This window comes from Ruminococcus sp. AF37-20 (assembly GCF_003460465.1).
Lineage (GTDB): Bacteria > Bacillota > Clostridia > Oscillospirales > Ruminococcaceae > Hominimerdicola > Hominimerdicola aceti.
In genome coordinates this window covers 40,647-67,641 of sequence record NZ_QTVE01000004.1, presented here as the reverse complement: position 1 = coordinate 67,641, position 26,995 = coordinate 40,647, and the positions used below count along the sequence as shown (strand labels likewise).

The window sequence follows — 26,995 nt, the reverse complement described above, 5'->3', positions numbered from 1 at the left end:
ATATTGATATGAAACTTGGCATGGTAGGACTTCCTAACGTAGGAAAATCAACACTTTTTAATGCACTCACAAATGCGGGTGCAGAATCTGCGAACTATCCGTTTTGCACGATCGAACCGAATGTGGGCATTGTTTCGGTGCCTGATGAAAGACTTGACAAGCTGGCTGAGATGTATCACCCTGTAAAGTTTACTCCTGCAACACTTGAATTTGTTGACATTGCAGGTCTTGTAAAGGGTGCTTCAAAGGGCGAGGGACTTGGAAACAAATTTCTTTCAAACATAAGAGAGGTGGACGCTATCGTTCACGTTGTAAGATGTTTTGATGATCCTAATATCATTCATGTTGACGGCTCTATCAATCCTCGAAGAGATATTGAAACTATAGATTTGGAGCTTATTTTCTCTGACGTTGAGCTTATCGAGAGAAAGCTTGACAGAACTAAAAAGGCAATGAAGGGCGACAAATCTCTTGCTTCTGCTGTAGAGTTCCTTGAAAAGCTCAAAGAGCATCTTGAAAGCGGCAAGCCTGCACGTTCTTATGACATGACAGAGGACGAGCTGGAGATACTTAAAGAAACACCGCTTCTTTCACTTAAGCCTGTTATCTATGCGGCTAACCTTTGCGAAGATGATTTCAGAAACAATATCGAAAGCAACGAGCATTACAAGGAAGTTTGCGAGATCGCAAAAGCCGAAGGCTCGGCTGTGTTCCCTATATGTGCGCAGATAGAGGCTGAGATATCTGACATGGACGATGAGGACAAGGAAATGTTCCTTGCAGACCTCGGTCTTGAAACTTCAGGTCTTAACAGAATAATCAAGGAGGGCTATTCGCTTCTTGGTCTTATTTCATACCTGACAGCAGGCGAACCTGAGGTAAGAGCTTGGACTATCAAAAAGGGCACTAAAGCTCCACAGGCGGCAGGAAAGATACACACTGACTTTGAAAAGGGCTTCATCAGAGCTGAAGTTGTTTCATTTGACGATCTTATGAGCTGTGGCTCTATGACGGCGGCTAAGGAAAAGGGTCTTGTTCGTCTTGAGGGTAAGGATTACGTTATGCAGGACGGCGATATCGTTCTGTTCAGATTTAACGTATAAAGCGTAAGCTACACAAAGGCAGGCTGAAATATGCTTGCCTTTTTTATGTGCAATGTGTATGTTTTTTGTTATTATATTTGTTTAAAATCACAAAAGTAAATTTAATTTGTGTTATAGATTTTTTCATATATTGATGATAGAATGTGATAGTAAAAATTAAAGATGATAAATGTAATAGTTAGATTTTTGGAGGAAAAGTAATGACAAAAAACATGACAACGGGCAGTCCGTTCAAGCTTATAATGAGCTTTGCGCTTCCTCTGCTTTTAGGAAATTTGTTGCAGCAGACATACAATCTTATTGACGCTGCCATCGTGGGAAGATTTCTTGGTTCTGACGCTCTTGCAAGTGTCGGAGCTTCAAGCAGTGTGCAGTTTTTGGTGCTTGGTTTCTGCATGGGAACAGCCTGCGGCTTCGGCGTGCCTATTGCAAGACATTTCGGAGCAGGGGACATAAAAAAGCTGAAACAGTATTTTTACAATTCTATTGTTATAACCGCCGTTACTGCGTTTGTGTTGACAACAGTTTGTGCGGTGCTTTGTAGTGAGATATTGAAGCTTCTTTCAACTCCGTCGAATATTTTTGATGACGCATATAAATATCTTCTGGTGATATTTCTTGGCATACCGTTCACACTTTTGTATAACCTGCTTTCAAGCGTATTGCGTTCTGTTGGTGACAGCAAAACGCCATTTGTTTTTCTTGCTATATCAACGGTTTTGAACATTGCACTTGACCTTGTGTGTGTTATCGTGTTCAGGTGGGGCTGCATGGGTGCGGCTATCGCTACGGTCGTTGCGCAGGCGATAAGCGGAATACTATGTGCTGTATTTATTATGAAAAAGGTCAGCGTGCTGAAACTTACCAAAGAGGACAGAGTGATGTCAAAGCCTGCGGTGCTGAACCTTATAATAATGGGCTTTCCTATGGGACTTCAATATTCCATAACGGCTATCGGTTCAATGGTCATGCAGTCGGCTAACAATAAGCTTGGAAGCATTTATGTGTCAGGATTCACTGCTGCGGCGAGGATAAAGCAGTTCACAATGTGTCCTTATGACGCTTTTGCAACAGGTGCATCTGTTTTTGCAAGCCAAAATCTCGGTGCAGGAAATCTCAAGCGTATCAAAAAGGGTATACGCATTGGAGTTGGCGTGGGCATGACATATGGAGTAATAGCCGGTATTGTACTTATATTCTTCGGCAGAGAGCTTTCGCTTATCTTTGTTAATAAGTCAGACGCAGCAGTGCTTACTGCTTCAGCCAAATATCTTTTCTACGCAGGCTTTTTCTATTGGACGCTAGGTATACTCAACACTTGCAGAATGTGTACGCAGGGTCTTGGATATTCTGGACTTGCTATATTCTCAGGAGTGACGGAAATGATAGCTCGAATTTCTGTAAGTATGATATTTGTGCCGAAATTCGGTTATCTTGCAATCTGCTTCACAGATCAGGCGGCATGGATAGCGGCTTGTTTGTACATAGTTCCTGTTTGCATATATTGTGTGAACAAGGCAGGCAGACACATTGCAGGAGATCACGGACTTCCTGTGGAAAATAAATAAGTAAAAGGCAGCTCTGAAAAAATCAGAACTGCCTTTTGTTATGCCTACTTGTTTATAGCTTTTTTAAGTTGTAAGACAACTTCGCTGTAGTATCTTGGATTGACATCGCCAAGTTTCATGTTGTCATTGGATGCAGCGTCGGGAAGTCGGAAGTAAAGCTCTTCCACGGTCACGTCCTCTATCTCGTAATAGCCGATGTATGTTCCTGAGAATTTAAGCTCAGCGGTCATGCCTATGTTGACGAGCTTGCCGTCGGGATCTTTCTCCTTGCCTGAGATATCATTTCTTATGAACTCATAGAAAAAGCCTGCGTCCTGTGCCTGACCTTTATACCAGCCTGCTTTGGTCATGCGGTTGACTAGAGTGGTGTTCGTTATCTCGGTATTCTTGAAGATCTCGCAGGCGGTCTTATTCTTATCGATTTCCGCTACTTTGTATACCTTTCTTCTTAGCTGGTCGAATGGCTGTATTATCTCGTAATCATCAAGCTGTTCCAGCCAAGCTTCTTTTTCATGTTCAGTAAGCTCCAACGGGTGAACAAGCCCTATCTGCATACCCTCGGACAGCATTATTTCCTCATCATTTGAGTTTGTAAAGCTGCCGTCGTCAAGATAACGGAACGCAGTTTTAAGGCTACCGTTTTCGTATATGCCCCATATAAGACCTATCGCAAAGCAGTGCATGAGAGGATTTTTTACAAAGAGAGCTTTCCAAGCTTCTGCTGTCCACTTACGGTCAAGCATAAGCACATATTCAAGACGCTGTTTCTGTGCGCCAATAACAGTTTTCATTTGTTTTTTCATTTCCTTGAAATCAGCAGTAGCCTTTTCTGCGAGGGCAGGGTCGTCATTAACGCCTATTTTAGGGAGATTTTTAAGCTTTTTCTCACCCTCGAATATTTCTATATCAAGCTGTGGAGTGAGATAAACGGAGAATTTTCTGCTTCCAAAATCAAAGGTGCGGCACATTTTCTCGTCAAAGCCCATGTCAGGTACTATCTTGTCCGCAAGCTCCTGCGTTGTCAAGCCAAGCTGTTTAGCGGCATTGGCAAGTGCGTCAACTGCGGCAGCTCTGACCGCACGACTCTTATATTTCCTTGAAATATTGTCTACAGTCATAAGTGCATAGGAACTGCCGTTCAGAGCTACGGCATTGACGGCTTTAACCGCAAGGGCAACACGCATATTTAATGACTGTTTCGACCATTCTTTTATGTAATCCGTCAGGCAATTTATTGCTTCATCACCGCCGTAAATGGCCGCAAAATACATTGTCCACTTTGTTTTCGCTTCTGCACCTTTTTCAAGCCAGCGGCTCAGGACTTCAAGGGCGAATGTTTCAAGCTCGTCAGCTTTGAGCTTCTGGGCAAGTGTCTTGCCCTCGGGTGGGAGGGTACCTTCGTCGGCGTTTGCATATGTAAGTAGGAGAGCCTGCAAATAGATATCCTCTGCGACTGTATCATCGGTGAAGTGAATAGGTGCAAAAGGCTGTTCAAAAAGCCAGAGAACTTTCTTGCTTTTTGTGCCTTTGGTGAGCGCAGTCACAAGGTCTTCATCTGATATTTCGGCAGGCTTTGCTTCGCTGCCCAAAAGAGCAGATATTTTCGATTTGAGTTTGTCGGATTTTTCTGTGGCATAGGCTTTTTCAAGCTCTGTGCGGTAGGCGTCAGCACCTTGATTTTCAATTATCATAAGTGCAGTTTCACGCTTGGCTGATTTTTTCTGAGCAAGAAGTTTGAAAACATCATCGTGCCAATCTTTGTGGGCGGATATAACTTTCACAAGCTCTGCTTTTATCACCTTGCTGTTATCATCGCAAAGTTTGAAAAACTCGTCTTTGTACTTGTTGCTGTCTGTGATATCAAGAAGCCTTATATACAAAAGTCGGCTGGACACAGCCATTTTACTTACGTCGATAATGGCGGCTTTGTCTTTAAATTCAGGCATGATAGCCGTGATCTTTTTGATAATATCCTCTTTGAAGTAAGAGTTCTCTGTCTGCCAGCCCAGTGCCCGTATGATTATCTCAATAGGCAGTCCTGCTTTTATCATTGCACGGACGGTGAACTCGGTATCATGTTGAAGTTCTCTGTCTATAAGCTTGAGCGGGTCGTTCGTATCCTTTGTAGCACCTATGGAAAGGGCGGCGATACAGCGGATTATAAAATCGTCCTCGCCATATTCGCCAACATAATTCATATTCTGATGTCCGCCATTACAGGATTCTTCGTCTGCAAAAGGGAGTATGGTGTCTAATTCGGCTTTGCCTGTGATATATGCGTATATCTCGTCACGGTGTTTGAAATGCTCGGCTATATTTTTTGAGATATGTTCCTGCTGGGCGGCTTTAAGACCTACTGCCTTTGCATCATAATTCGGGTCAGTGGCTTTGAGCATTTTCTCCATTATTATGCCTAGATCAAAGCGAGCGTTCTTCATTGTTTGTATGAAGATATCGGGGTGATCTTTTGCGAGCTTTACCATTTGCACAGGGTAGTTTCCGTTTTTGTCAGGTAATTTGACAAAGTGCAGAATGTATCTATCTGTAAGACACTGTGGTTGAGCTTCGATAAGGTCGAATATCCTGTTGGTGGAAAGCTTCATATATATCAGCCCTTGGGTAAGATCGTCGCAGTATTTCACAATGTTCTTATCGAAAAATGCACGGTATTCTTTTGCAAAATATGACGCTTCTGCATATGCGGCAAGAAAAAGACAGAAAACGGCTGTAGTTGTTTGGGGCTTTTTTTCGACTACTTCGGCAAGCTTTTTTATGGCAATTACGGCTGTATCAGGAATTTTTGTTTTGCCGAGCAGGCTCTTTTTAGGCAGTTCAGTTGCGTCCAATGCGTAAACGCACAGGAGAAGCTGTGCTATGATATCGTCAGGGCTAACGAAGTTGAATGTTCTTATGGCATCGTCTGCAGAATAGACAGGATTTACAGTGAAAACGTAGTGTATGGATTGATCTGATCTGTGTGATATCTCTGTTGATATCCAGACTGCTTCTGCGTTCTCACCATAAAAATCGGTGAGCGGCTTCATATACATGGCTTTGTTTTCGGAATATATATAGGCATTGCCAGACAGCGCTTCTGTCATATATCGGAAATATGGACCCGTTGCCATTGAACTGAAAATAATATAACGGTCTTTAAGCTCCTCACTATCTGAATTTGATATCTCACTTTTTACAGCTTTGATAAGCTTTTCACGATAACTATACTGCATGAGTTTTGGATAGTATCTTGTTATAATTTTTCTCATCAGGTCATTGTTTCTTGGCTTTGTAATGTCAAGATATTCAAGGGCAAGGTCTATGGTCTGCTGGTCAAAACCAAGCTCCTTTAGGGCGGTTTCAAGCTTTATAAAGCTTTTGGTGCTTTCGTTGTAGATCATTTTTTCTCCTCCATATTATTTATCGCACTGAACAGTGCTAATTTTTGTGTGCAAAGTCTGATATACCGCATTGTGTTGCCTGCGGCAGTGAAGATATCAAGGCTTTTGTCTGCGGTGGTGTGTCTTGCATTTTCGCACAGCTTTGTGAAGAATTCATAGCGTTTTGCAAGTTCTTCAAGTCCGCATTGGCGTATGCTTTGAACGTGTTCGTCTGCGATAACAGAGTTCATTCCGCACTCCATTGCCGTGACTATCCTTTTATCGGTTTCTTCGGTGGCGTCAAGAAGCTCACTACACATTCCATAGTCTTGGTCTGTATCATTCTCGACAGGTACAGGAACATTGTCAGGTGGATCAATAAAATCATAGACCTCTATTGGGAAAAGCGTTAGCCTGCCGTGGTCGATATACCCCTGAGCCAGCAGGACGTAGTTTTTGTGCTTTTCTTTTAGCATTTTGCCACCTATGGTTTCAAGCGTGGAAATAAATTCACGATTTTCTGCTGTGTATTTTGCGGTGACTGATATTTGTCTATCGCAGCCGTCTTTTATAATGAATATTTGCTGTTGAGTGTGCTTGTCAAAATATGAAGCGACGCACTCTTTGGGGTGAACGAAATAAAGTCGGTCTGTTTCTTCGTCGCTTTTGTTTGCGGAGATCTTTTCCGCAAGCTCTTTGAAATCGCTGACAATAAGCTCACGGAGGGCAAAACAGTTTAGCTGTGCAGGACCTGCGCCTATGGCGTTGGTCTTTGACGATGAGGACAAATGCCCCATGCTCACCTTGGCGTTTTTAAGCTTCAGCTCTGTGCACATATAGCTGTTTAGAGAGCTGTCAAGATCCCATACAGTTGTGCTTTCGGCAAATCGTCTTGACTTTTTTTCATAGAACGTGGGGCGCAGATCGCTGTAGGTTAGAAAGCGCTGGTGAGATGTTCTGTCTTTATTTAGAAAATAGTAGATACAGCCAGTGTATTCGCCACTGACATTTCTTGTGCCTATAGGCAGGAGTTGGAGCGCCCCCTCATAGTCGGTGTATTCTCTGCGGAAGGTGCCGAGCATTTCTTCTGTGATGTCGGCTTTTATAAGCTTGTTCATGCTGTCAGCATATTCAAACATTTTGTGAGTGAATACCTGCGGGCTGAATGAAGCTCGCCTTGAAACACAGTCTTTAAGTCGGCTGCCAAGTTCACGCATTTGTCTTTCTGCCTCAGCCATTCTCAAAGCGTGGCAGGAAACTGCGGCAAGCTCAAAATTATAGGGGTCGCTCTCTTCGGCTCTTACAAGACCTCTGGTAAATATTCCGGACATTATTTTTATGCACTGTTCGGCACATCCTTTTATCTTTTTCTGGGTATCCTTAGAAAGTGAATTTATTTCAGGTTGGTCGGGAAGTTCAATTTCTGCTTGTTCAGGCTCGGAGGTTATGACCTCTGGAGTGATATCCTCGTCGTCGTACTGTGGAAGCTGTGCTTTCAAAAGCAGTATGGCTGTGATAATGTGCCTGCACATTCCTCTTGAAACACAACTGCATTGACTTTCATCAAGAGGTGATTTTATGATGCAGGTTTCACCGTCTAATTTTACTATGTAACATTCATGGCTTTTTTCAGCCGAAAGGGTCATGTTTCTGGATTCCTTCAACGCACGTTTGTAAATGCCCTTGTTTGAAAGCTCAATAAGCGATTGTTCGTTTGCAATGCCAAGCTGTTTATCGATCACGTCCAAGATGTCATCTCCTATGCAAATATTTTTCCGATGTAATCCCCAAGCTTATCAGGGGTAAGACCGCCAACGAATGAGCCCATATCTGCAAGCTTCTGACCTGTCGCCTTGTCATAGGCAGGGTCGGCATTTTCATCAAGGGCGGTAAGAAATGAGAGATGTGCGCCGCTTGTGATTATATTTTTGCTGACGTTCATAAGCTGTGCTTCACTGCCACCCTCGTAGAGGTCTGTTACCACGATAACGCAAGTGTCACGTGGCGTAACGATAAGGCTTTCGCAGTAGGTTAGGGCTTTTGCAATATCTGTTCCTCCCCCAAGCTGAACGCTCATTATTGTCTGAGCAGGGTCGTCTGCATGGTCTGAGAGGTCAACGATGCTTGTATCAAATATGATGAGCTTCACCTCTGCAAATGGCAGTTCGGAAATTATCTGCGCCATTACTGCACTATAGATGACTGAACCGAGCATTGAACCGCTTTCGTCTATGGCTATGATAATGCGCTTTTTGTTATGCTTTTTCACACGTCCACTGAAATAGATATCTTTCAGTATAAGCTGGTTGCTTGCTTTGTCATAGTTTTTCAGGTTTCGGCGGATAGTCTTTTTGAAATCGAGGTTTGCAGAGCATTTCATAACTGACGATGTGTTTTTATCAAGCCTGCCTGTAAGGCTTCGCTTTATGGTCATATCAAGCTTTTGTTTGATATCGTCTGCCACCTGTTTTGCTATTTTTACAGCCGCCTGCAACACCTCGCCGTTCATGAGATGTTTGAGCTGAATGATAGTTTTAAGCAGCGCTATATCAGGCTTCATTTCTTCAAGAACCTTTTTATCGGTAAGAAGCTCGGTCATGTTGAACTTTTCCAAAGCTTGACGTTCAAGCACATCGGCGGTCTGCTTTGGAAAAAGCGTTCTGACTTTTGTTATCCATTCTGCGGCGTTCAGCACACTGCCACCCTGACCGCCTTGCCTGCTGTTCTCGTTCCTTACATCGTCACCTTGCGCACGGCTATAAAGATAATCGAGTAGCTTTTCCATATCCTGAAACGTTATTATCTCTGCTTTGTCACCGGTAAAGGAAAGGCTTTTGTCAGACATTCCGCCCAGCACGAGCCGCCAGCGGTTGACGGATATGGCTTTGTTTTCATCTGTCATGGCTTTTCCTCCTCAGACAAAAGTTTGACTATCTCTTTATCTATTTCCCCACCGAAGCTATATAGCCTTTCGTTTATAGGTTTTTCCACAAGAAGCTCAGCACTGTCAGCGTCATAAAGCTTTGCGACAGCGGTGGCTGTTTGCTGTATTTCATAGGGAGTGAAACAACTGAAAGCAAGCTTCATGGAGGGAAGTATCTCTATAAAATCGTCATAGTCAAGTCCGCAGATAAGCGTGTCTGTCATTCTGATGAAAGAATCGTCCGTCATGATGATATCACGGGCGGCATTGAAAAGTCCGTGAAGGAACTCCGCTCCTTGTATCTGAACATTCCTGTCGCCTTTGAGATAGCTTGACATTGCCTGTTCAGCAAGCTTGCGGCGGTGGGGGTCAAAGGCGTAAAGTATGCCAAGTGCTGTGCCGTAAACAAATGGGTCTTTATCAGATTTGCCGCAGAGGGAAAGCAGGGCGTTTTCATAGTCCTGACGATATTCTCTAAAGCCGTCAGTGACAGCTTTCTGCATTGCGTACATTATCGCTGCACATTCTGCAATGTGGTCGTCTTTCACCGACGCCATATCAGGCAGTGCTGTGATTATCCTTGTCATGCACCGCTTTGCACAATTTTCTGCGGCGGAAAACTCGGTATTATAAAGCTGTTGGAGTTCCATAAGAGTTATAAAATGCCTTAGACCTCTGCCTACAGAGAAAAAGTCACCGTCTGAGTTAAGAATGTTCTCGGCACAAGCTTTGTCATCATCAGAGAGTTCTAAGCCCATTTGGAAGCAGTCCACAAGGATATGCGCCGCAACATCACAGTGCTTTTCGTGGCGAAGTGTTCTTGAAGCACAGGTGCGGCAGGCTTCTTCAATGGTGAAGCCGTCGGCAGTATGGTCTATGAGTGCAACGTCTGTGGCAGGAACTTTTTTGTATACCCATTCTTCACGGACACGGCTTCTGTCTTTTCGCCTATGTAAATCAGGTCCTTTTGTTCGCTGGGCAAAGTCTGTGCCTAGAAACACCATTCTGTGGAAAAATCTGCTTAGTTCCATGCCGTTTGCAGTGGTAAAAAGTGAAACTTCCGCTTTATTAGGAGTTACTGTTTTTATTTTAAGTCGAAACTTTTTGCACTGTTCTTCAAAATCAGCGATAAGAGGAGGAACGTGGTTTATATCACCTATATGACCTGTCTTGTCGCCTGTGGCAAGTTTGTGCATAAGGTCGATAGGCAGGGCGGAGGATATTGTTTTCTCTCCCTTGATAAATGACGAGGTTATGGCGTCCTCAAGCTCGTAAAGTCCACATTCATGACAGCCACGAAGTGCGGCAAGTCCACTCATCATAGACTGCGCTGCGGAAGCGTCAGCCATTGACACTGGGATATCATGTTTATCACAGGCTCTCACTGTACCTATGAGCAGGTCAAGAACTGTGTCGCTGTAAACACCTGCCGGGTCATCGCAGTGGATTAGCTTGTTCATCACGCAATCATAAAAATAAGGACGCTGGATACCAGAGGCATATCCACTGAGAGCGTCTGCTGCTTCATAAGAATAAGCTACGGGGAAACAGCCCTCATCTTTTTGAGAGAGCTTGTGAAGCTTTTCTTTTTGGATATTGTCACTTTTCAAAAGCTCATAAAGCCCCAAACTGTGGAATCCACCTGTTACAGCAAGGATTTTTTTGTTATCTTTAAGTGCTTCTTTGATACGCAGAGCCATATGGTTTTCTCTTGCAAGAGTGCCGTCTGCCGCAAGATCATCTTCTGTTTCGTCATTTCGTGTGATAATACAGTAGGTGTACATTTGCTGTACAAAATCTTGTACAGATAGTCTGAGCCCCTCTATCTCAAAATACTTCTCCCAGAACTCTTCAAAGGTCCTTAGATCTGTTTTCTCGCAAAGCTTTTTGCAGAATTTGCTGTATATAAGTCTGCTGTCATCAGTGTAGCTGTGTTTGTCCTTATTACTCCGCAGGCCTTTATTTTCTGCGGTGGTAATAAGTATCTCGCTGTAGGGAAGATCTATAAAGCGTGCTTCTATATCCATGGCTGCGGCTGTTTTCAGGGCATTGTACTCAGGTGAAGCATAGATAAAAGGGTAGTAGCATTTATAGTCCTCGGCTTCATCACTGATGAGCTTTTTTCTGTCCTTGTAGTAATAATAGAAAGCCGCAGGGAGCTTAGTTCTCTCGTCCGTCAACACACCTATCATATCATTGGCGTTTTCAGGACCCTCTATAAGTATGACATCGGGCTGATATTCTTTAATTGTTCTGATGAGCTGCCACGAGCAGACAGGACTGTGGTGTCTTACAGGAAAAAGCAGAAATGGCTGAGAATAGTCAAAAGGTATTATTTCAGATACTTGGCTGTATCCAGATATTCTGTCCATATGCCTCCCTCACTTGCACTTTTCTCCTTAACAGCGATCCTGAAATAGCTTTTGAGCTTTTCAAGGTCGTCTTTGTTTTCCTTACAAACTGCTCCTAAAAGATTCTGCGTAAGCTCTTTGAGATCAGTTTTTCCGTCACCATAATAATATGCACTGCTCATAGTTTGATAGAAAACGGATATAGCTTCGGCTGTACTCATAACGGCGTTTGGTTTTTCAAGCTTTGTTCCCTCTGAGGTAACGCCCTCACGAAGCTCATGATATGTGACAGCAAGAAGTTCAGCAGCGTCGGTGTCTATAGGCTGGTCGATATGACCTGTTTTTGCAAGGTCTTGTGCTTCACGGATAATGATCTCTTTTTCGAGCCTTACGTCACGAACAGGCTCGACAGTCTCAAAATTGAAACGCCTTTTCAAAGCACCTGACATTTCATTTACGCCCTTATCACGGGTGTTTGCAGTACCGATTATATTAAATCCTTGCTTGGCGAAAACAAGTCCTTCGTTTTCAAGCTCGGGGATATTGAGTATCTGGTCGCTCATTACAGAAATAAGGCTATCTTGGATTTCTGCAGGGGTACGAGTTATTTCCTCAAATCGTGCGAAAATGCCTTGTTCCATGCCTATGAGCAGTGGAGCAGGCACAAGTGCTTCACGGCAAGGACCTTTTGAAAGAAGCATGGCATAGTTCCAGCTATATTTTATCATATCTTCGGTAGTTCCAGCCGTACCCTGAACTGTGTTCGTGCTTATGCCGCAGCAGGCAGCAGAGAGAAGCTCGGAGAGCATAGTTTTAGCAGTGCCTGGCTCACCCACCAGCATAAGTCCACGGTTTCCAGCGAGAGTGATTATACAGCGCTCAACAAGTGCGTCATTGCCATAGAATTTACGCTTTATCTGCATTTTGCCATCGGCAGTTTTGATGATTCCGCCTAATATAAATGTTCGCACAGCCTTTGGCGACAGCACCCAATTTTCAGGCTTTTTGCCAATATCAACACTTTTTAAGGCGTCAAGTTCATTTTTGTAGCGTATCTCAACGGGCGGTTTTATGTAATCATTCGTCATAGCAGTTATCTCCTAAAAGTTAATTTATCAGTAATAATTATATCATATTTTATTGTTATTTACAATAAGCAGGAGGATATTCAGCTAAATTGACAACGAACAGATGTTTTGGTTGTGCATTTTGACAGTTAGGATCGGGTATAAAAAAACCGCTTCGCATTTCTGCGAAACGGTTTGATAAATGAGAATGAAATTATCTCTTTGAGTTTACCCCGAATGTTCGGCTAACCCAGAACTGGTATTCAGGCATCTTCACTTAAATTATCCTTTTCTTCAAAAAGTGCCGTAAATACGGCGTTTGGATTGAGTTACAAGAACTGCGGTTCTGCTGGATTTCAAAGTCTCTGCCGTCCTCTTGTAACCAAGTTGACCACTACTTGACCTTAATTGACCACGCTATTGCATATCTCTGTACTAAATTTGAGAACTGTGGTGAGAGCCTTTGAGAACTCCGCCCACGAAAGGAAAATCATTATGACAATAGCAGAAAAACGTGAGATCGTAAACACAATCATTAACCTCTTGCTTCAACTGACCGCCGAGGAAGAAGTGCAGGAACAGCCTGCAACATCATCAAAGCCTGTCAAAGCTCCTGCACAGTCGGTCAAGATGCTGACTATCAAGGAGTGTACCGCGCTGATCGAAGGTATCTCCGAGCATTCTATCCGTATGCTGATAGCACAAGGCAAGATCAAAGCGTTCCGAACAGGTGAGGGTGTCCGTGGCAAGTATCTCGTCAACAAGGAAAGCCTGCTGTCTTATTTCAGCGGAAATGAGGAGGTGTGAGTTATGAGCAGATACAAGAGCGAACAGACCGCATATAGTCCACTGAAAAAGAAATACGTTCCGCTGTGGAGACTGGACACCAACACACTGACCGTCACCCACTTCAACGCCGATACGCAGACCGAGGAGAGCAAGACTTACCACATCGATTTCATCAGGTATCATCTTCATTTCTCTGACAGCCATTGCCCTGATAGACTTCGCAGGCTCGTCAATGAGGGTATGATCATACAGTACCTCGATGATATGGAGCTGAAAGTCGGTGAAGCTATCGCTCGCCAGGTTGAACTTTGGAAGCAGACCGACAGTTGTTATCAGAAAGCTGTTTTCGCAAATGATGCTGAGAAAATGCTCGGTCTTGAAAACTGCTTCGTAAGTATGGCGAGAGAAACAGTGTTTGAGTATATGGTTTATATTTGATGATCAACGGCTGTGCCTTCGGGTGCAGCCGTTTTATTTTTATTATGGTCTGTGAACTTTGTTATATAGTATAGACTTTGATGCTTTTCTCAATAGGAATAGCCAAATTCTTGTTAAACAAAACAAGATTCTTACCTTTATCATTTACTGTGCTTTTATAGATAATTCCACAGTACCCTAATGACTGAAAATAGTGAGCAATGCAATGAAATGGTGCGTAGATTAAGCTTTTATTATCTGAATTCAGTGGAACAAATAATTCACTTGATATTATATTTGCATAAGCTGCGACAATCATTCTTTTGCAAATCGGATGTTGTTCAAGTATTTCAGTTTCCACAATAAATGGGTTCTTTTTACGCTGGCTTTTTATCAGCCTTCTTATCTCTTGCTGTTGCTGTGTGGGTGACCATGTATCTCCTACTGTTAAGTCAACTAATTTAGCATCATGTTTAGTTGCTCCAAATTCACACAAAGCAAATCTATTACCGGTTATTACTCTGCACTCCTTTTCGGAACACCTACGTGCTTTATCTTTTCCGTTTTTGGCTTTAGGGTAGCCTAAAGCTAAATATAGCCATTCCACACCTTTAGGACTAAACCTGTTATCATCTTTTATGTACTGTGAATTTGGAATAAATCGATTTCCATTTGGCGTGGGTTCAGTCTCTCCAAGAATAGTACCTCTGATTAGATAAGCATTATTACATACATCGCTTAAAGTTTTTGAGAAGTATTCTTCTCCACCATCAGTCGTAAAGAGACTATCAAATTCTGATAGAAATTTACTTTTGGTTGCTTCAGATTCATCATCAAATGAATATTTACCTACTTGAAGATCTTTACGTAGTAGCTCCCACTTTGCTTTTATCGCTTTATGAGCAACCATCATATCTTCAGGTTTATAACTATTACTTTTTTGAACAATTTTCGCTTTCATAAAAACTATTCATCACCCAAATATTGATAAGGCGAACCTAATGTTTTAACTAATCTTGCTTAACAAAATGGTTGTAGGTAAAAATACTATCTTTACCTACAATTTTCTCCAAGTAGCTTTCAAATTCATCATTAATTGGTACAGTTACAAATATTGCTAATCTTTTAATAGATCTTGAGCAGCAGACATAGAATAGATTTCTATTTCTAATATAGACATCATATTCTTTTCCTGATAAATTCGTTGGATCTAAATAGACTTGTTCATCAAATTTATAGTTATTCCATCCTCGCCCAATAATGAAAAGTACATTCTCATATTCCTCACCTTTTACACCGTGTTCGGTTGAATAGTCTGATTGCGGTGAAAAGAAAGCAATTGCATTTACAATTTCCGAATAACTAATATTATATAACTCGGATAATGATACTTTATTGTATATATAATCTGGATTTGACAGATGTGCTTTATAGTTTTCTACTATTATAGATGGAATAGGGATTATTTGCGCGTTTTCTATACATACATTTATTACGTCTCTTATTGTTTTTTCTCGTGCCTCTTTCAATGCTTCATACAATTTATGCCATGATTTCTTTTGTTTTTTTCTTTCTATAAGCATACGATGTGTTTTTAAAGCATCACACAAATCATTTATATTATTATCACATAATGCCTTATAGAGAGGTTCGATAATATTTTGAAAGAATTTCAAATACTCATTTTTTTCCTCTTTCAACGAATCTCCTAATAATGTAAGCACATTATCATAATGCTGTTGATTTGCGAGCATTTTATGGGTGATCATTAGTGTTTTTACTTTGCCATTCCAATCACGTTCTAATTGTTTTTTAACATTATCAACGTAACATACAAGGTCATTTTGAGCTAATTCTGACTTGTAATAACCACCTTGTCTATTGCCTTGGTAATCTTGTGTTGTTATCACGAAAACTTGTCCATCATCTTGCTGATCTACGGCTTCTTGTTGAAAATCAGGTCTAATTGCGTTTAGGGCATTTACTACAGCCACATTTGAACGAAAATTCAAATTTTTTTTTATTTCAATAAGCTGGTTGCTATCTATTTTTCCACAAGCACCATTTGATGTATAAATAGTTTGCCATGAATCACCAAAGAAACCAAATTGAATGGTTTTCGAGCCTTCTACAAAGTGCTCTATAAATTTATCAGTCAATATCTTAAAAGAATCCTGATATTCATCAATTAATACGATTGGATATCTTAGCGATAGAAGTCTTCTGAATTTTATATTATCTAAGAATTTGGCAAACAGTTTAATAACATCATCATGGTAAAGATATAAAGTTCCGTTATCTATATACCTTGAACCAAGCATATATGCAACATTAGAAACCTGATTTATGGTTACTCCTTCGGGTAATAGGCCTAATTCTTCTACATAGTTTTTAATAGTTTGCTGAAATTGATTTATTGAATCCCACGCAAAAGAATGAATTGTTGAAGGGACGATTGAACTATCAGCAGAAAGTCTTTCAAGTATTACGTTTACAGCAGCGTTAGTATATGTAATACACGCTATATTCTTTTTCTTTCTTCTAAATTCTTGACATTTATTTTGTTCCAGCCAATCAATAACTTTTAGAAGGGAATATGTCTTTCCCGAGCCTGCACCTGCTTCAACTATAAAACTGTTTCCTGATTTTAAAGCATCAATAATATGATTATCAATAGCATCAGCTTGTTCTTGAATTCTTTTATTAAGTATAGCCATATCATTCTACCTTAATCTTTTATTGTTTTTATGGTTAGGTTTTGTTTTCTCTTTTCTTTGACGGTGATTGTAACAGGATATACTATCTTTTCTTGATTGTTAAGCCATATTAGCCCATCAACAATGTATGAAGGTGTTTGATATTCTAAAAAATCATCGTCAGTCAATAATTGCAAAGAAAAGTTTGTTTTCTTTTGTTTTTCCGAATCGAAAGAAAAATTACTATCAGAATGGCTAATACCATATAGCTCTCTATTAACATTCATGATAGCCTCCTCCAAACTTCGAGCATGATATCCGTTTTCTTCTTTTTGAAATTCGATATGTCTAAATCCATTAGTGAGTTTATCGTTGGATATTAGTTTATATACATCTTCTATCTTTACTGTAGTAGATAAGGGAATATTCAATTTATCGTGACACCATTTCATGATAGTTGCATTGGAAGTTCTTTTTGCTTTATCTTTCAAACATTTTTTTCCTTTTGAAGTAACAAAATCAATGTCTGTTAGTATTAACGTTGGTATTCCAAGGAAGTCTATAAAATCAAAGAACCTGTGAGCATATGCTCCTCCAACTTCTATTATTGAGCAATATTGAGATGCTAAGGTTGGCGATTTTGTGTTGAACAAACCAGCTTGATCACATTTATTAATCATATCTGGAATCAAAAGTCTCTCAGCTGCTCCTTCAACCAATATAGCTTTATCACAAAAGTAAAGATCACATCTGCTTATTGTCATGTATTTATGTAGAAATTGCAAATTGTTTTGCTTTTCTTCATCATTTTGACACGTATTATAGAAGTCAGTTAAATTCTTACATATAACACATTCTTTCAACCTCTTAAAATATCTGACTTGTGTAAAAGGAACTGAATTAGCTATATATGACGAATGAGTAGAAATCAATATTTGAATTTTATTGCCTGTAAAACCTTCAAGAACCTCACTAATATACTTTACAAAAACGGTTTGTAATTGAGGATGCATATGTGCTTCAGGTTCTTCCAAAAAAAGTAAAGGAATTGCAGAAAGTGAATTCTTTTTGATTTCTTGTGCGAACTCTTGCAATAAAAAAACTATTTTAATGAGATTCTTATAACCCAAACCATTGTGGGAACTTGGTAGAGTTTCATTTTCTCCACTTATTGAATATGCAAGATCAGTGTCTTTGATGATATTATCTTTCAATAATATCTGTGTCGTTGCTTTTAATTGCAAATCTTCCGCCGTTGGATATCCAAAGCGAATCATTTTTTTGATTATTTCTTCAAGTAGTTTATTAATCTCATCTTGTGCCTTTATGCTTTCTTGTTCAACGTATTCTTTTAGCTTTTTAATTTTCTCATTTATATTATCTTCAAACGGAATAACACCATCTTGGAAAATGCGTTCCATCACTTGTCCAATCGGCTTTTTATCATGATTATCAAGTTCATCTAAACCACGTTCAGCTGATATTCTTTTGAATATAAAAACATCTCTGAGATGGGATACTTCTCTTATCTGAAAAACAGATGGGTTAGTGGGATTGATTGCTTTTACACTAATTTCAAATATCTTGTTAAAATTTGTACTGAGGTAATTTGAAATTGCTATTATTTCACTGCTTTTTTTACTTTTAGCTGTAGGATTAGTTACTTTTAGCAGACTTATTTTATCAGTTATTTCCGATATAATGGTATCAGAGAGTATGCTTTGATATTCTACCAAAATACGAGCTATGTTATTGTTAATATCTAAATCAATAATAAATGGTGAGAGTGCTCCAAGATACTCATCCTCAGCTTCATTTGAATAATCAATATCAAACTGAATAGCTGTTTTTGGAATCAAGTCTTTGGCTTTGTCAATAGAAATTTTCCCTTTTACGACTTTCCATAAGACTTCATATAATGTGCTTCTACATTGTATCGGATAATCAGCAAAATCCAAGTCTTTTCTGCCTGATAGAACACGTTGCAGAATAGATAAAAACGAAGTTTTACCAGCATTGTTTTTACCAACTATTAGTGTCAGTGCTTCGTCTAAATGTATATTGGTATCAAGAAGAAGTCTGTAATTCCAAATATGTACATTACTCAGTAACATATACTATCACCTTCTAAAACAACTATTAAATTCTATCACCATAAGGCAGGGATTTGATATAATCCTCCATAAACTGCCAATCAGGAATAAATCCTTCATCTGAAAATCGCTTTGCCTCATCAATAATTGGCAAACCATCATTATTATGGCAGATTGGTAATTTCAAAACAGTCTCTTTTACTCTGTCCATAAGAAAAGCTCTTCCATAAGAATAACGGTATTGTTCATTGTTAAGCAATGTAACAATAAATAAACCTGTATATGTATTGAGCCAATTTGCGCGGACTACAATCATATGATCTCCAGTAACAAATTTTTCCTCTTGGTAAAAACAAGTAGCTGTTGTATCACCTATTGTAATTGCATTTCCTTCTTCAACATAAGATATGGCTTTATTTTTTACTATCAGTTCACAGCCGTTATCTTCAGCTGTTCTTGTAATATAACGTAATGTTGAGTCGAGTTTAACATTCTGTTCAGTTAGATCATCCTTTGTGTATGCGTGAGCTTTGTAAATGCTTTTAATAAGCCTTCCAAATTCAAATTCTTGCCATCTATCTTTATTTAACTTTAATGCGGTTGTGTGCTTGGTAGTTAATGGCTTATAATGAAGAGATTTAATATAATTCTCCATGAACTGCCAATCAGGAACATAACCTTCATCAGAGTAAAAATTGGTCGAATCTATGAAGGGAGATCCGTCAGAATTATATCTTATAGGAAGACAAATATCCGTATTATTCATATTTTCAAGCGTCCATTTACGTCCATACGAAAATCGGTATTTTTCCTGACGGATGGTTGCAACCATGAATAAACCTATAAGTTCGTTGAATCCTTCATATTTTGAATATAGGGCATTAACATCATCAGTAGCCCAATAAGGATCAGCTTGATAGAACGCTTCGCCAACTGAGCCGTTGTAGCTCAATGATATAGTATTACCTTCGTGAATCGGTTTCTGTCCTATATGATTTGCGACGCCGTTATTTGAATCTATTGCACCGATATATATATTGCATCCAGCTTCCTGATCTTCAGCGGTGAGACGTTTACCTTTTTTTATATCAAATAATCGTCCGAGATAAAAGCGTTTCCAATCATTAGGATTAAGATTCATAAACCTTGCCCTCCTTGATTTGATACGCAAGATAGTTATTTAATGTGGTTTGAAAATCAGTTTCAGATAATCTGCTGTAATCAGTTTTCATATACGCTTCACATAGCCATTCGGACTCACCATTTACTACTACTGTAGCAGATTTACCAGGTTCTGCCTTGTGATTTCTGAAAAGGTAGAGCCATTCTTTTTCAATTTTTTTCCACAAGCTCTCGTTGTCTACATTAAACTGTTCAACTCTGCCGAGGTTTTTCTTTTTCTTAAAGCCATCGTCTTTACAATAACCAAAGAAAGTCTCTTTTTCCTCTGAGTGCGGTTTGCCAAGTGTAAATAACATACAGCAGGCACAAGCAGAGGCTCCAGGATAAAAAATCTCATTAGGAAGCGTGAATACCGCTTCAAGAGTATTATTCTCAAGCATTGCAATCTTTTCTTTTTCGATTATATCGCTTGTTCCTATTGCCGCAGCAACAGGAAGTAATACAGCAAGCTTAACTTGCTTAGTTGGCTTTCCAGATTTTTCTTTCAGATCATTCAGTTCTTTTATAACGTCAGAAATGAAATGAACGAATACAAATCCCTTAGTCGGATCTTCTTTTCCGTCCTTAGCCTTAGCAGTCCATGTTGTTTTATAGGCAGCAGGAATGCCAATAGGTTTGGCATTGTATGGCGGGTTCATCAAAATTATATCAGGGTCGGCTTCCATGATAAACTTCTTACTATCAAAGATACTGCCAAACTTGATGTTTGAATTGCCGTCACCATGAATAAGCATATTGGTTGTAGATAGACCATAGGCTTTTTCTTCAACTTCAATACCAAAAATATGTTTTTCCTTTACTTGTCTTATCAGTTCCTCGGCTTCCTTTTCAGTTTTATCTCTTCGACAATCAGCAATTTCTTTTACCATTGCCTGCACTAAGAATGATCCGCTTCCACAAGTGCCGTCCAGAACGACCTTTGTTCTATCTACATCTGTTATTCGGCACATGAATTCAGTGATGTGATCAGGAGTGAAAGCCTGATTTTTATCGGCTTTGCCAGTATACTTATTAAAAGCAATAAAGAAAAGGTTCAGTATATCCTGTCCCTCGGAACTGTCAGCATCAATGTATCTGTAAATATCCATGAGGATGGTATCAAGAATCTCAATCCAATCTTTAATTTTCAGTTTCTTGACTTTCTGATCGTTGAGGACATTCTTCTGTAATAGTTCAATTTTCTTTGTCTTGTTTTCAGAATTATCAAGAAGATTATCAAGAGTATTTTTTATGCCGGCACGTATTTCTTCAGCAGACATCATTTTCCAAACATCATCAAGCTTATCTTTAAGTGCGTCATCAATTCTTGTAGCACCTGTTTTCTTTACCATGTCTTTGATATAAAGAAGTGTAGTGCCTACAAATTGACTGCGAAGCTTCTCGTCAATGTCCTTTTTATGAAGTAGCTCATTAAGATCATAAGTGTTTTTCATGACACGTTCTTTATCATTCTGTCTCGCAGTATCAAATAGTTTTACGTAGTGCTCCATTGTATCAAGAACGGTTTCCTCTTTCAAAAGGTGAGAATCGTCAACAAAATAACGCCATACCTTTATCTTATCATTGTTGGTATTTGCAAGAATAGCAATAATTTTTATCCCTTTATGTAAAGCACGTTCTTCTTCAACATATTCTGCCAACTGCTTTTCGTCAGCTTTAGTGAAGCTCTGCTTTGTCTCGATTAATACTGCAACGCTATTATTTTCAAAACGTATATCTAACTTGAAATGCTTGACAGCGTGACCTACAGCTTTTTCAAGCTTTTCTTTACTACCTGCTTCCTGTACATAGCTGTATTCACCTGCTTCTATGTTAGTGGTAAGATATTCCTTACCAATACGATCAATCATTTCATGCCTATTCACAATCAGCACCACTTTCTAATGGGATATTTCGACAAAATATATAAAATAATTATACCATAATTCCTTTGAAAAAGCAATATGTAATCGTGGGATTTCACCTGTTTTTCGACATCTGCAACTTTGACGCCAGTGGATTCAAAGTTCACACCTTCTTCCCGAATCTCTCAACAAGCTCCTCCGCCAAAGCCTTCATCTCAGCCTTATACTTAGCACTGAGCTTTTCAAGCTCCTTGGTCGGCAGACCGTTGCGTATCAGGCGTTTTTTGAGCTTGTCCATATCTTCCATACGCTCCTGTTTCGCCTGCATAAAATCGTCGAATTCGGCAGGGTGGTACTTCTCGATGCCAGCTTCAACGAGAACCTTCTTATATCTGCGGACATAGGCATCATAATCTCGCTTCACGGCTGAGTATGCCTTTGTATTTTCCTTGTATATGGCTTCCTTCTGCTGTTTCTGTGCTTCGATGCACTCGGCGGAGTGACAGCAGACTTCTCTTTCCGTTCCGAGAAACAGCTTATGACAGAAACCGCACTCGCAGACAGTCCACTTATTATAATGAACGAGCTGTCCAACCTCTGCAAGGACGGTCAGCAGGCAGTTGTCGCTTTCACGGAACACATTGAATGTGTAATCATCGGCAACAACTACCGTTCTTCCGGACTGTATCATAAAATGCTCCATAGTAGACTTATGGCTGAAATACGCATCACTGCACATCAATGCGAACTGCGTATCCATATACGCCATGAGCTTTTGGGAAACCTCATCCTGTATCTTTCTCCTGTTGAGTTTGGCGATAACAACGTCATTCGGTTTCAGTAGGACGTGCCTCTCCTTGTCATAGAACTCAATAACAGAGCTGACATATCCTCTGAAAAAGATATTCTCCCCATATTCAGCTATAAACCTTGCTATCATATCATCGGTGCTGACTTCAATGCTCTTGTCAATACGCAAGGCGCTGTTGAGCCTGTCCTTGAAAGCGTCATAAGGCTCGGTATGTTCGCAGAACACTTTATGCTGATTCATCAGCTCATCAAAAGTGTATGTTCTCGTATTCAGGACTGCACCGTGTATGCTTTCATCAGTATCATTAACAGACTGTGCGATATTTATCGTGCGGTCTGTTTCGTTTATACGGTAAATTGTCGTAGTTCCCATACGCTCTCCTCGCTTTCGGTATCTTCTGATATTATAATATATCACACGCAAAATGTCAATTATAATGCGTATTATAGCGTAATATACAGCATATTCAAAAATATTATACGTATTTTTTTGCGTAAATACGCACTACACGCACAGGACCTCCGAAAGAAATGTTACAATGGTCATGTCAGCAGGCGACGGTCGGCTGACAGCGGTATTGCATACAAGATGCTGACCGCTATACATATAAATTCGCTTTTATAAATACATCTGAAAGGAAGATGATAGTTGAACAACGAAACAACGTGGGTTCAGCCCACACCACTCCGTCCCGACGGGACAAACCTCCTGCCGTTCCCTGTGAACGCACTTCCACCTATTATAGGTGATATGGCAGACGCAATAGCGACTACCACTTCAACGGATGTTGCTATGGTAGGCACTTCAATACTCTCGGCGGTGAGCTACTGCTTTTCGGGCGTGTACCGTATGTCAGCCAAGCGTGACCATACTGAGCCGCTGGTACTCGACACCCTGACGATAGCAGAGCCGAGCTTCAAGAAGTCTCCTGTTATCTCTCTTATCAAGCGACCGTATATACAGTTCGCTCACGACTGGAACGAGCATAACAAGCAGGACATCTTCACGGCGCAGGCAGAATACAAGCTGTTAGAGATCAAGCTCGAAGCACTTGAAAAGAAGAAAGACGTTACCGCCGAGGAGATAGCCAAGCTCCGAACAGAGCTGAGCAATATGCCACCGAGCAATTTCCGCAGGATAGCTGTTGACGATGTTACGCCCGAATCTCTTGTAAATCTGCTTGAAGAAAACGGCACACTCCTGATGATATCCGATGAATCAGGAATGCTCGGTAATTTCAGCGGGCGATACAGCAACAATATCCCGAACCTTGATCTCTTGCTGAAATCGTGGAACGGTGAAACGTATATCAGCGACAGAGCGACCAGGGCGAGTATAGTGCTGAAAAAGCCGTACATGAGCATCTGTCTTGCGTGTCAACCATATATGTTTGATAGCATGATAAACAATCCTGTGTTCCGTGGCAGCGGACTGATAGCGAGGTTTCTATATTGTTTCCCCGTAAGCAATATCGGCTATCGTAAATATGATACGCAGGCTGTTCCTGAAGCCGTTGCTGAGAATTACAAGCGGCTGATATACAAGCTCCTCGGTAAGAAGTTCGCTTATCACGACGAAAATGAGCTGTATCTCCATTTCGATGAAAAGACGTACAAGGAGTTCGTTGACTACTACAATAACTACATTGAGCCGCACCTCGTCACGGATATGGCATTCTGCAAGGACTGGGGCGGAAAGTATCACGGAGAACTGCTCCGCCTGTGCGGTATCATTCACTGCATCAAGTGTGCTTTGAATGGTGTTGAGCCAGCGGAGAACCTTGTCACGCTTGATACGTTCTGTAACGCTATCGAGATCGGTGAGTATTTCCGTGAACAGGCGATATATGCGTACAGTCTCGGTGACGTTGACCACGGAACGATAAAGGCAGAACGTGTGATAAACAAGATACGCTCCAAGCACATCACAAATATCAGGCAGAATGACCTGTACAAGCTGTGCAGATGCACACTATTTAAGAACGCCGCCGACTTTGCTGAGACAATGGATATGCTGGAGGAATACAGGTATATTGTCCGCAACACAAGCAAGGGTGCAAACAACAAAACGATAACAGACGTTATCATCAACCCGAACATTTACAGATGATGAAATCTGAACTTTCCGCATTTTGCACACTTTGAAACTGCAAAATGCTCAAAATGTTCAAAGTTCATAAAACACAAAACTCTTAGATAGAAAGATGAGGATTTTAATTATGACAAACGAAAGAAAAGAACAGCTTCTCGACCAGATACTTGAACTCATGACCGCTGTCGCTTACGACAGAGAGCCTAATGAGGGCGCAGTCCCCGAAACAACCAAAGCTCCTGCACCTGAAAAGGTGAAGATGCTGACCGTCAAGGAATGTACCGAGCTTATTGACGGGCTTTCCGAACACACTGTCCGTATGCTTGTAGCTCAGAACAAGATCAAGTATATCCGCACAGGCGAAGGTGTTCGTGGAAAGATACTTGTCAACAAGGCTGACCTGCTTAACTATTTCCAGAATTGACGGTATTCGAGCAAGTAAAATCTGCTATTGATATGAGAACGGTAGCGGAGGGATATGGTCTTGAAATATCTCGTGGTGGTATGGCACTTTGCCCGTTTCATAACGAGCGTACTCCCTCTGCTAAAATTTATCCCGATGCTCTTCATTGCTTCGGCTGCGGAACGCACGTTGACGTTATCGGTTTCACGCAGAAAATGTTCGGATTGGACAAGCCTATTGATGCTGTGAAAAAGCTCAACGATGATTACGCTCTGCATATCGAAATCGGCAAAGCTCCGACTGCGGAAAAAGTGTCCGAATATCAGAAGCGAGTCCGAGAAAAACGAGCCTATGAAGAATGGGAGAAGTCAGCGTGGCGAACACTCAATGATTATCTGTGGCGGATGCGTGAATGGAGAGAATTTGCTCCTGCTTCTCCCAATGAAGAATGTGACGAGCGTTTTGTATATTCCTTGCATCATCTGGACTACGCAGAGTACCTTTGTTTTGAGTTCATAAACTGCAACAAAGCTGGTCGGCTTTCCATGAAAAATATCGTTGCTGAGATAGCAGATTTTCAGAAAAAATGAGAGCTGATTTTTCAAAATTGTAATGCGGATTTCCGCAGTTCTCACGGGTACGATTCAGAATAACCGTACCCACAATTTCGGCTGCTCCGCCAGCCGATAAGAGCCTCGCAGAGCCCCGGCATTTTTGATAGTCGTGTAGGCGGCTGTCAAAAGTGCTTTGGGGTTACTGGCGGTGCACCGCAAGTAAAATCCGGTGCTTCGCACCGTTTGGGTTGCCGATCTCCGTATCGTTGCAATCCAATTTGACCATCAGGGCTATATGGAGCATAAGCTCCGTCTTATGCGAAATTCTTCAAAGCCCGACAGGGCGTAAATGTTCTTAGTAGCACAAGCTCTGTCTTGTGCGTAATTCTTCAAGCCCGTCAGGGCTTACATGATGAAAAAAATTTTATGAAAGAGAGACTATAACATGAGTACAAAATCTATCTCGATGTGCGAGGGTAAAGGCAGCCTTTCACATAACAACAGAGAGTTCTCTGCCAAGAATATCGACAGCTCCAGAACACCGAACAATGTTGTGTTCGTTCAGCAGGCTTTGAGCGACGCTTATCATCAGCTTTTCGATGAAGCGGTAGAGAAATATAACGCTAATCAGAAAAGAAAGGATCGTAAGATCGGTAACTACTTTGAACACCTGTTCAACCGCCTGCCGAGCAAGAGCGTTATCACAGGTACAAACAAGCACAAAAGTTTCTATGAACACCTTGTCTACATAGGAACGAGAAAAGACACGGCGGTCGGCACTCCTGATGCCGAGATAACGACTGAATGTCTGCGTGAATATATGGAGGGATTTCAGGCGAGAAATCCTAACTTCTATGTGTTCAATGCGGTGCTGCATCTTGATGAATCAACTCCGCACCTGCACATCAATTATATCCCCGTAGGTCACTTCACTCGTGGACTTGAAGTCCGCAATGCGAAGAACAAAGCAATGGAGGAAATGGGCTTCGGAAATGATGCGAAAGCGAATGACCGTTGGAGACGCAATGAGTGGGATATTTTGAAGAATATCTGCAATGCTCACGGCATTGAAATTTCCGAACCGAAGAAGTCCAGGGGTTACAGTTATAAGGTCGAGGAGTACGGCGAACATCAGGACAAGATAAATGCTCTCAATGCTGAGATCGAAAGGCTCATCGCCGAGCGTGATGAGACAGTTGCCGAGTTTGAGAAACTGGCAAAGAAAAAGGTGAACATAGGTGAGATCGAAAGCATCGAAGCCAAGGAGTCTGTGTTTGGCAAAAAGGTCACACTTTCCAAAGAGGACTATGACAAGCTCAGCGACACCGCTAAGAAGTATGTTGCTATGGAGAAGAACATCAAAAAGCTCAAAAAAGAACGTGACACTGCCGTGCAGGAGCTTGGGGCTGTGATGCAGAAGTTTGAAGCGGTGTCCTCGGAGCTTTCGGAGTACAAGAAGAAAGAGGAGAACGCTCATTACTTCTCCCGTGAAAAGCAGAAAGCCGAAGCACAGCGTATCAAGCGTGAAGACCAGCTCTCCCGTGACTTACAAAAAGCAAGGGCGTTCATATCCGCTTGTGGACTTGCGGAGGATTTTGCCCGGTATAAGTTTAACAAAACAAGAAATGCAGAGTTAGAATAAAAGAAAAAAAGCTACGGCATATCTCCGAAAGCACTTGACAAAGATAGAATAGTGCGCTACAATGCTAAATACAGAGATATGCCG

At 41.0% G+C, this 26,995-nt stretch carries 19 protein-coding genes; 8 read left to right on the top strand and 11 right to left on the bottom strand.

Features of this window, described 5'->3' with window-relative positions; genetic code table 11:
* Positions 1–8: 8 nt before the first annotated feature.
* Together ychF and DW015_RS03760 are read left to right on the top strand one after the other, a co-directional pair.
* Positions 9–1,103, top strand: a complete 1,095-nt coding sequence (gene ychF, locus DW015_RS03765; protein WP_041337323.1) for a redox-regulated ATPase YchF — start codon at positions 9–11, stop codon at positions 1,101–1,103.
* 200 nt (positions 1,104–1,303) lie between these two features.
* Positions 1,304–2,671, top strand: coding sequence for an MATE family efflux transporter (locus tag DW015_RS03760; protein WP_117904318.1), 1,368 nt, complete (start codon positions 1,304–1,306; stop codon positions 2,669–2,671).
* Between the two features lie 44 nt (positions 2,672–2,715).
* On the opposite strand, the gene DW015_RS03755 is transcribed toward DW015_RS03760, so the two are convergent.
* Genes DW015_RS03755 through DW015_RS03735 form a run of 5 tightly spaced genes read right to left on the bottom strand, consistent with a single transcriptional unit; the run spans position 2,716 to position 12,410 of the window.
* Positions 2,716–6,069, bottom strand: a complete 3,354-nt coding sequence (locus DW015_RS03755) for a DUF4132 domain-containing protein (protein WP_117904316.1) — start codon at positions 6,067–6,069, stop codon at positions 2,716–2,718.
* Entirely contained in the window at positions 6,066–7,796 is a 1,731-nt protein-coding gene (locus tag DW015_RS03750) for a hypothetical protein (RefSeq protein WP_117904315.1), read from the bottom strand. The genes DW015_RS03755 and DW015_RS03750 overlap by 4 nt, the downstream gene beginning before the upstream one ends.
* A gap of 11 nt (positions 7,797–7,807) precedes the next feature.
* Positions 7,808–8,950, bottom strand: coding sequence for a VWA domain-containing protein (locus DW015_RS03745; protein WP_117904313.1), 1,143 nt, complete (start codon positions 8,948–8,950; stop codon positions 7,808–7,810).
* Positions 8,947–11,343, bottom strand: coding sequence for a DUF5682 family protein (locus tag DW015_RS03740; protein WP_117904311.1), 2,397 nt, complete (start codon positions 11,341–11,343; stop codon positions 8,947–8,949). The genes DW015_RS03745 and DW015_RS03740 overlap by 4 nt, the downstream gene beginning before the upstream one ends.
* Positions 11,304–12,410 (bottom strand): AAA family ATPase, encoded by a 1,107-nt coding sequence (locus DW015_RS03735; RefSeq protein WP_117904486.1) that lies wholly within the window; start codon positions 12,408–12,410, stop codon positions 11,304–11,306. Before DW015_RS03735 ends, DW015_RS03740 begins: the two co-directional genes overlap by 40 nt.
* 474 nt (positions 12,411–12,884) lie before the next feature.
* Between DW015_RS03735 and DW015_RS03730 the strand changes: the two genes are divergently transcribed.
* Together DW015_RS03730 and DW015_RS03725 are read left to right on the top strand one after the other, a co-directional pair.
* Positions 12,885–13,196, top strand: a complete 312-nt coding sequence (locus DW015_RS03730; RefSeq protein ID WP_117904309.1) for a helix-turn-helix domain-containing protein — start codon at positions 12,885–12,887, stop codon at positions 13,194–13,196.
* Between the two features lie 3 nt (positions 13,197–13,199).
* On the top strand, positions 13,200–13,616 hold the full coding sequence (locus DW015_RS03725; RefSeq protein ID WP_117904307.1) for a hypothetical protein: 417 nt from the start codon (positions 13,200–13,202) through the stop codon (positions 13,614–13,616).
* Positions 13,617–13,677: 61 nt separating this feature from the next.
* Here DW015_RS03725 and DW015_RS03720 read toward each other — a convergent pair whose 3' ends face one another.
* From DW015_RS03720 to DW015_RS03695, 6 genes are all read right to left on the bottom strand, one after another.
* Positions 13,678–14,556: an RES domain-containing protein gene (locus DW015_RS03720; protein WP_117904305.1), complete on the bottom strand. Its 879-nt coding sequence runs from the start codon at positions 14,554–14,556 to the stop codon at positions 13,678–13,680.
* Positions 14,557–14,605: 49 nt separating this feature from the next.
* Complete coding sequence (locus DW015_RS03715) at positions 14,606–16,312, bottom strand: UvrD-helicase domain-containing protein (protein WP_117904304.1); 1,707 nt, start codon at positions 16,310–16,312, stop codon at positions 14,606–14,608.
* Between the two features lie 11 nt (positions 16,313–16,323).
* A complete protein-coding gene (locus tag DW015_RS03710; RefSeq protein ID WP_117904302.1) occupies positions 16,324–18,405 on the bottom strand; it encodes an AAA family ATPase in 2,082 nt (693 codons plus the stop codon).
* A gap of 25 nt (positions 18,406–18,430) precedes the next feature.
* Positions 18,431–19,525 (bottom strand): restriction endonuclease subunit S, encoded by a 1,095-nt coding sequence (locus DW015_RS13345; protein ID WP_181979824.1) that lies wholly within the window; start codon positions 19,523–19,525, stop codon positions 18,431–18,433.
* Positions 19,515–21,431, bottom strand: a complete 1,917-nt coding sequence (locus tag DW015_RS03700) for an N-6 DNA methylase (RefSeq protein ID WP_117904300.1) — start codon at positions 21,429–21,431, stop codon at positions 19,515–19,517. The genes DW015_RS13345 and DW015_RS03700 overlap by 11 nt, the downstream gene beginning before the upstream one ends.
* Before the next feature lie 142 nt (positions 21,432–21,573).
* Entirely contained in the window at positions 21,574–22,593 is a 1,020-nt protein-coding gene (locus DW015_RS03695) for a hypothetical protein (protein ID WP_117904299.1), read from the bottom strand.
* A gap of 276 nt (positions 22,594–22,869) precedes the next feature.
* Here DW015_RS03695 and DW015_RS03690 point away from each other — a divergent pair, with 276 nt between their 5' ends.
* From DW015_RS03690 to DW015_RS03675, 4 genes are all read left to right on the top strand, one after another.
* The gene (locus tag DW015_RS03690) at positions 22,870–24,330 is read left to right on the top strand and encodes a YfjI family protein (RefSeq protein ID WP_242993212.1); all 1,461 of its coding nucleotides are present in this window, start codon (positions 22,870–22,872) and stop codon (positions 24,328–24,330) included.
* Positions 24,331–24,439: 109 nt separating this feature from the next.
* Positions 24,440–24,736, top strand: a complete 297-nt coding sequence (locus DW015_RS03685; protein WP_181979696.1) for a helix-turn-helix domain-containing protein — start codon at positions 24,440–24,442, stop codon at positions 24,734–24,736.
* Positions 24,733–25,305: a CHC2 zinc finger domain-containing protein gene (locus tag DW015_RS03680; RefSeq protein ID WP_117904297.1), complete on the top strand. Its 573-nt coding sequence runs from the start codon at positions 24,733–24,735 to the stop codon at positions 25,303–25,305. Before DW015_RS03685 ends, DW015_RS03680 begins: the two co-directional genes overlap by 4 nt.
* Before the next feature lie 409 nt (positions 25,306–25,714).
* On the top strand, positions 25,715–26,911 hold the full coding sequence (locus DW015_RS03675) for a plasmid recombination protein (protein WP_117904295.1): 1,197 nt from the start codon (positions 25,715–25,717) through the stop codon (positions 26,909–26,911).
* Positions 26,912–26,995: the final 84 nt, after the last annotated feature.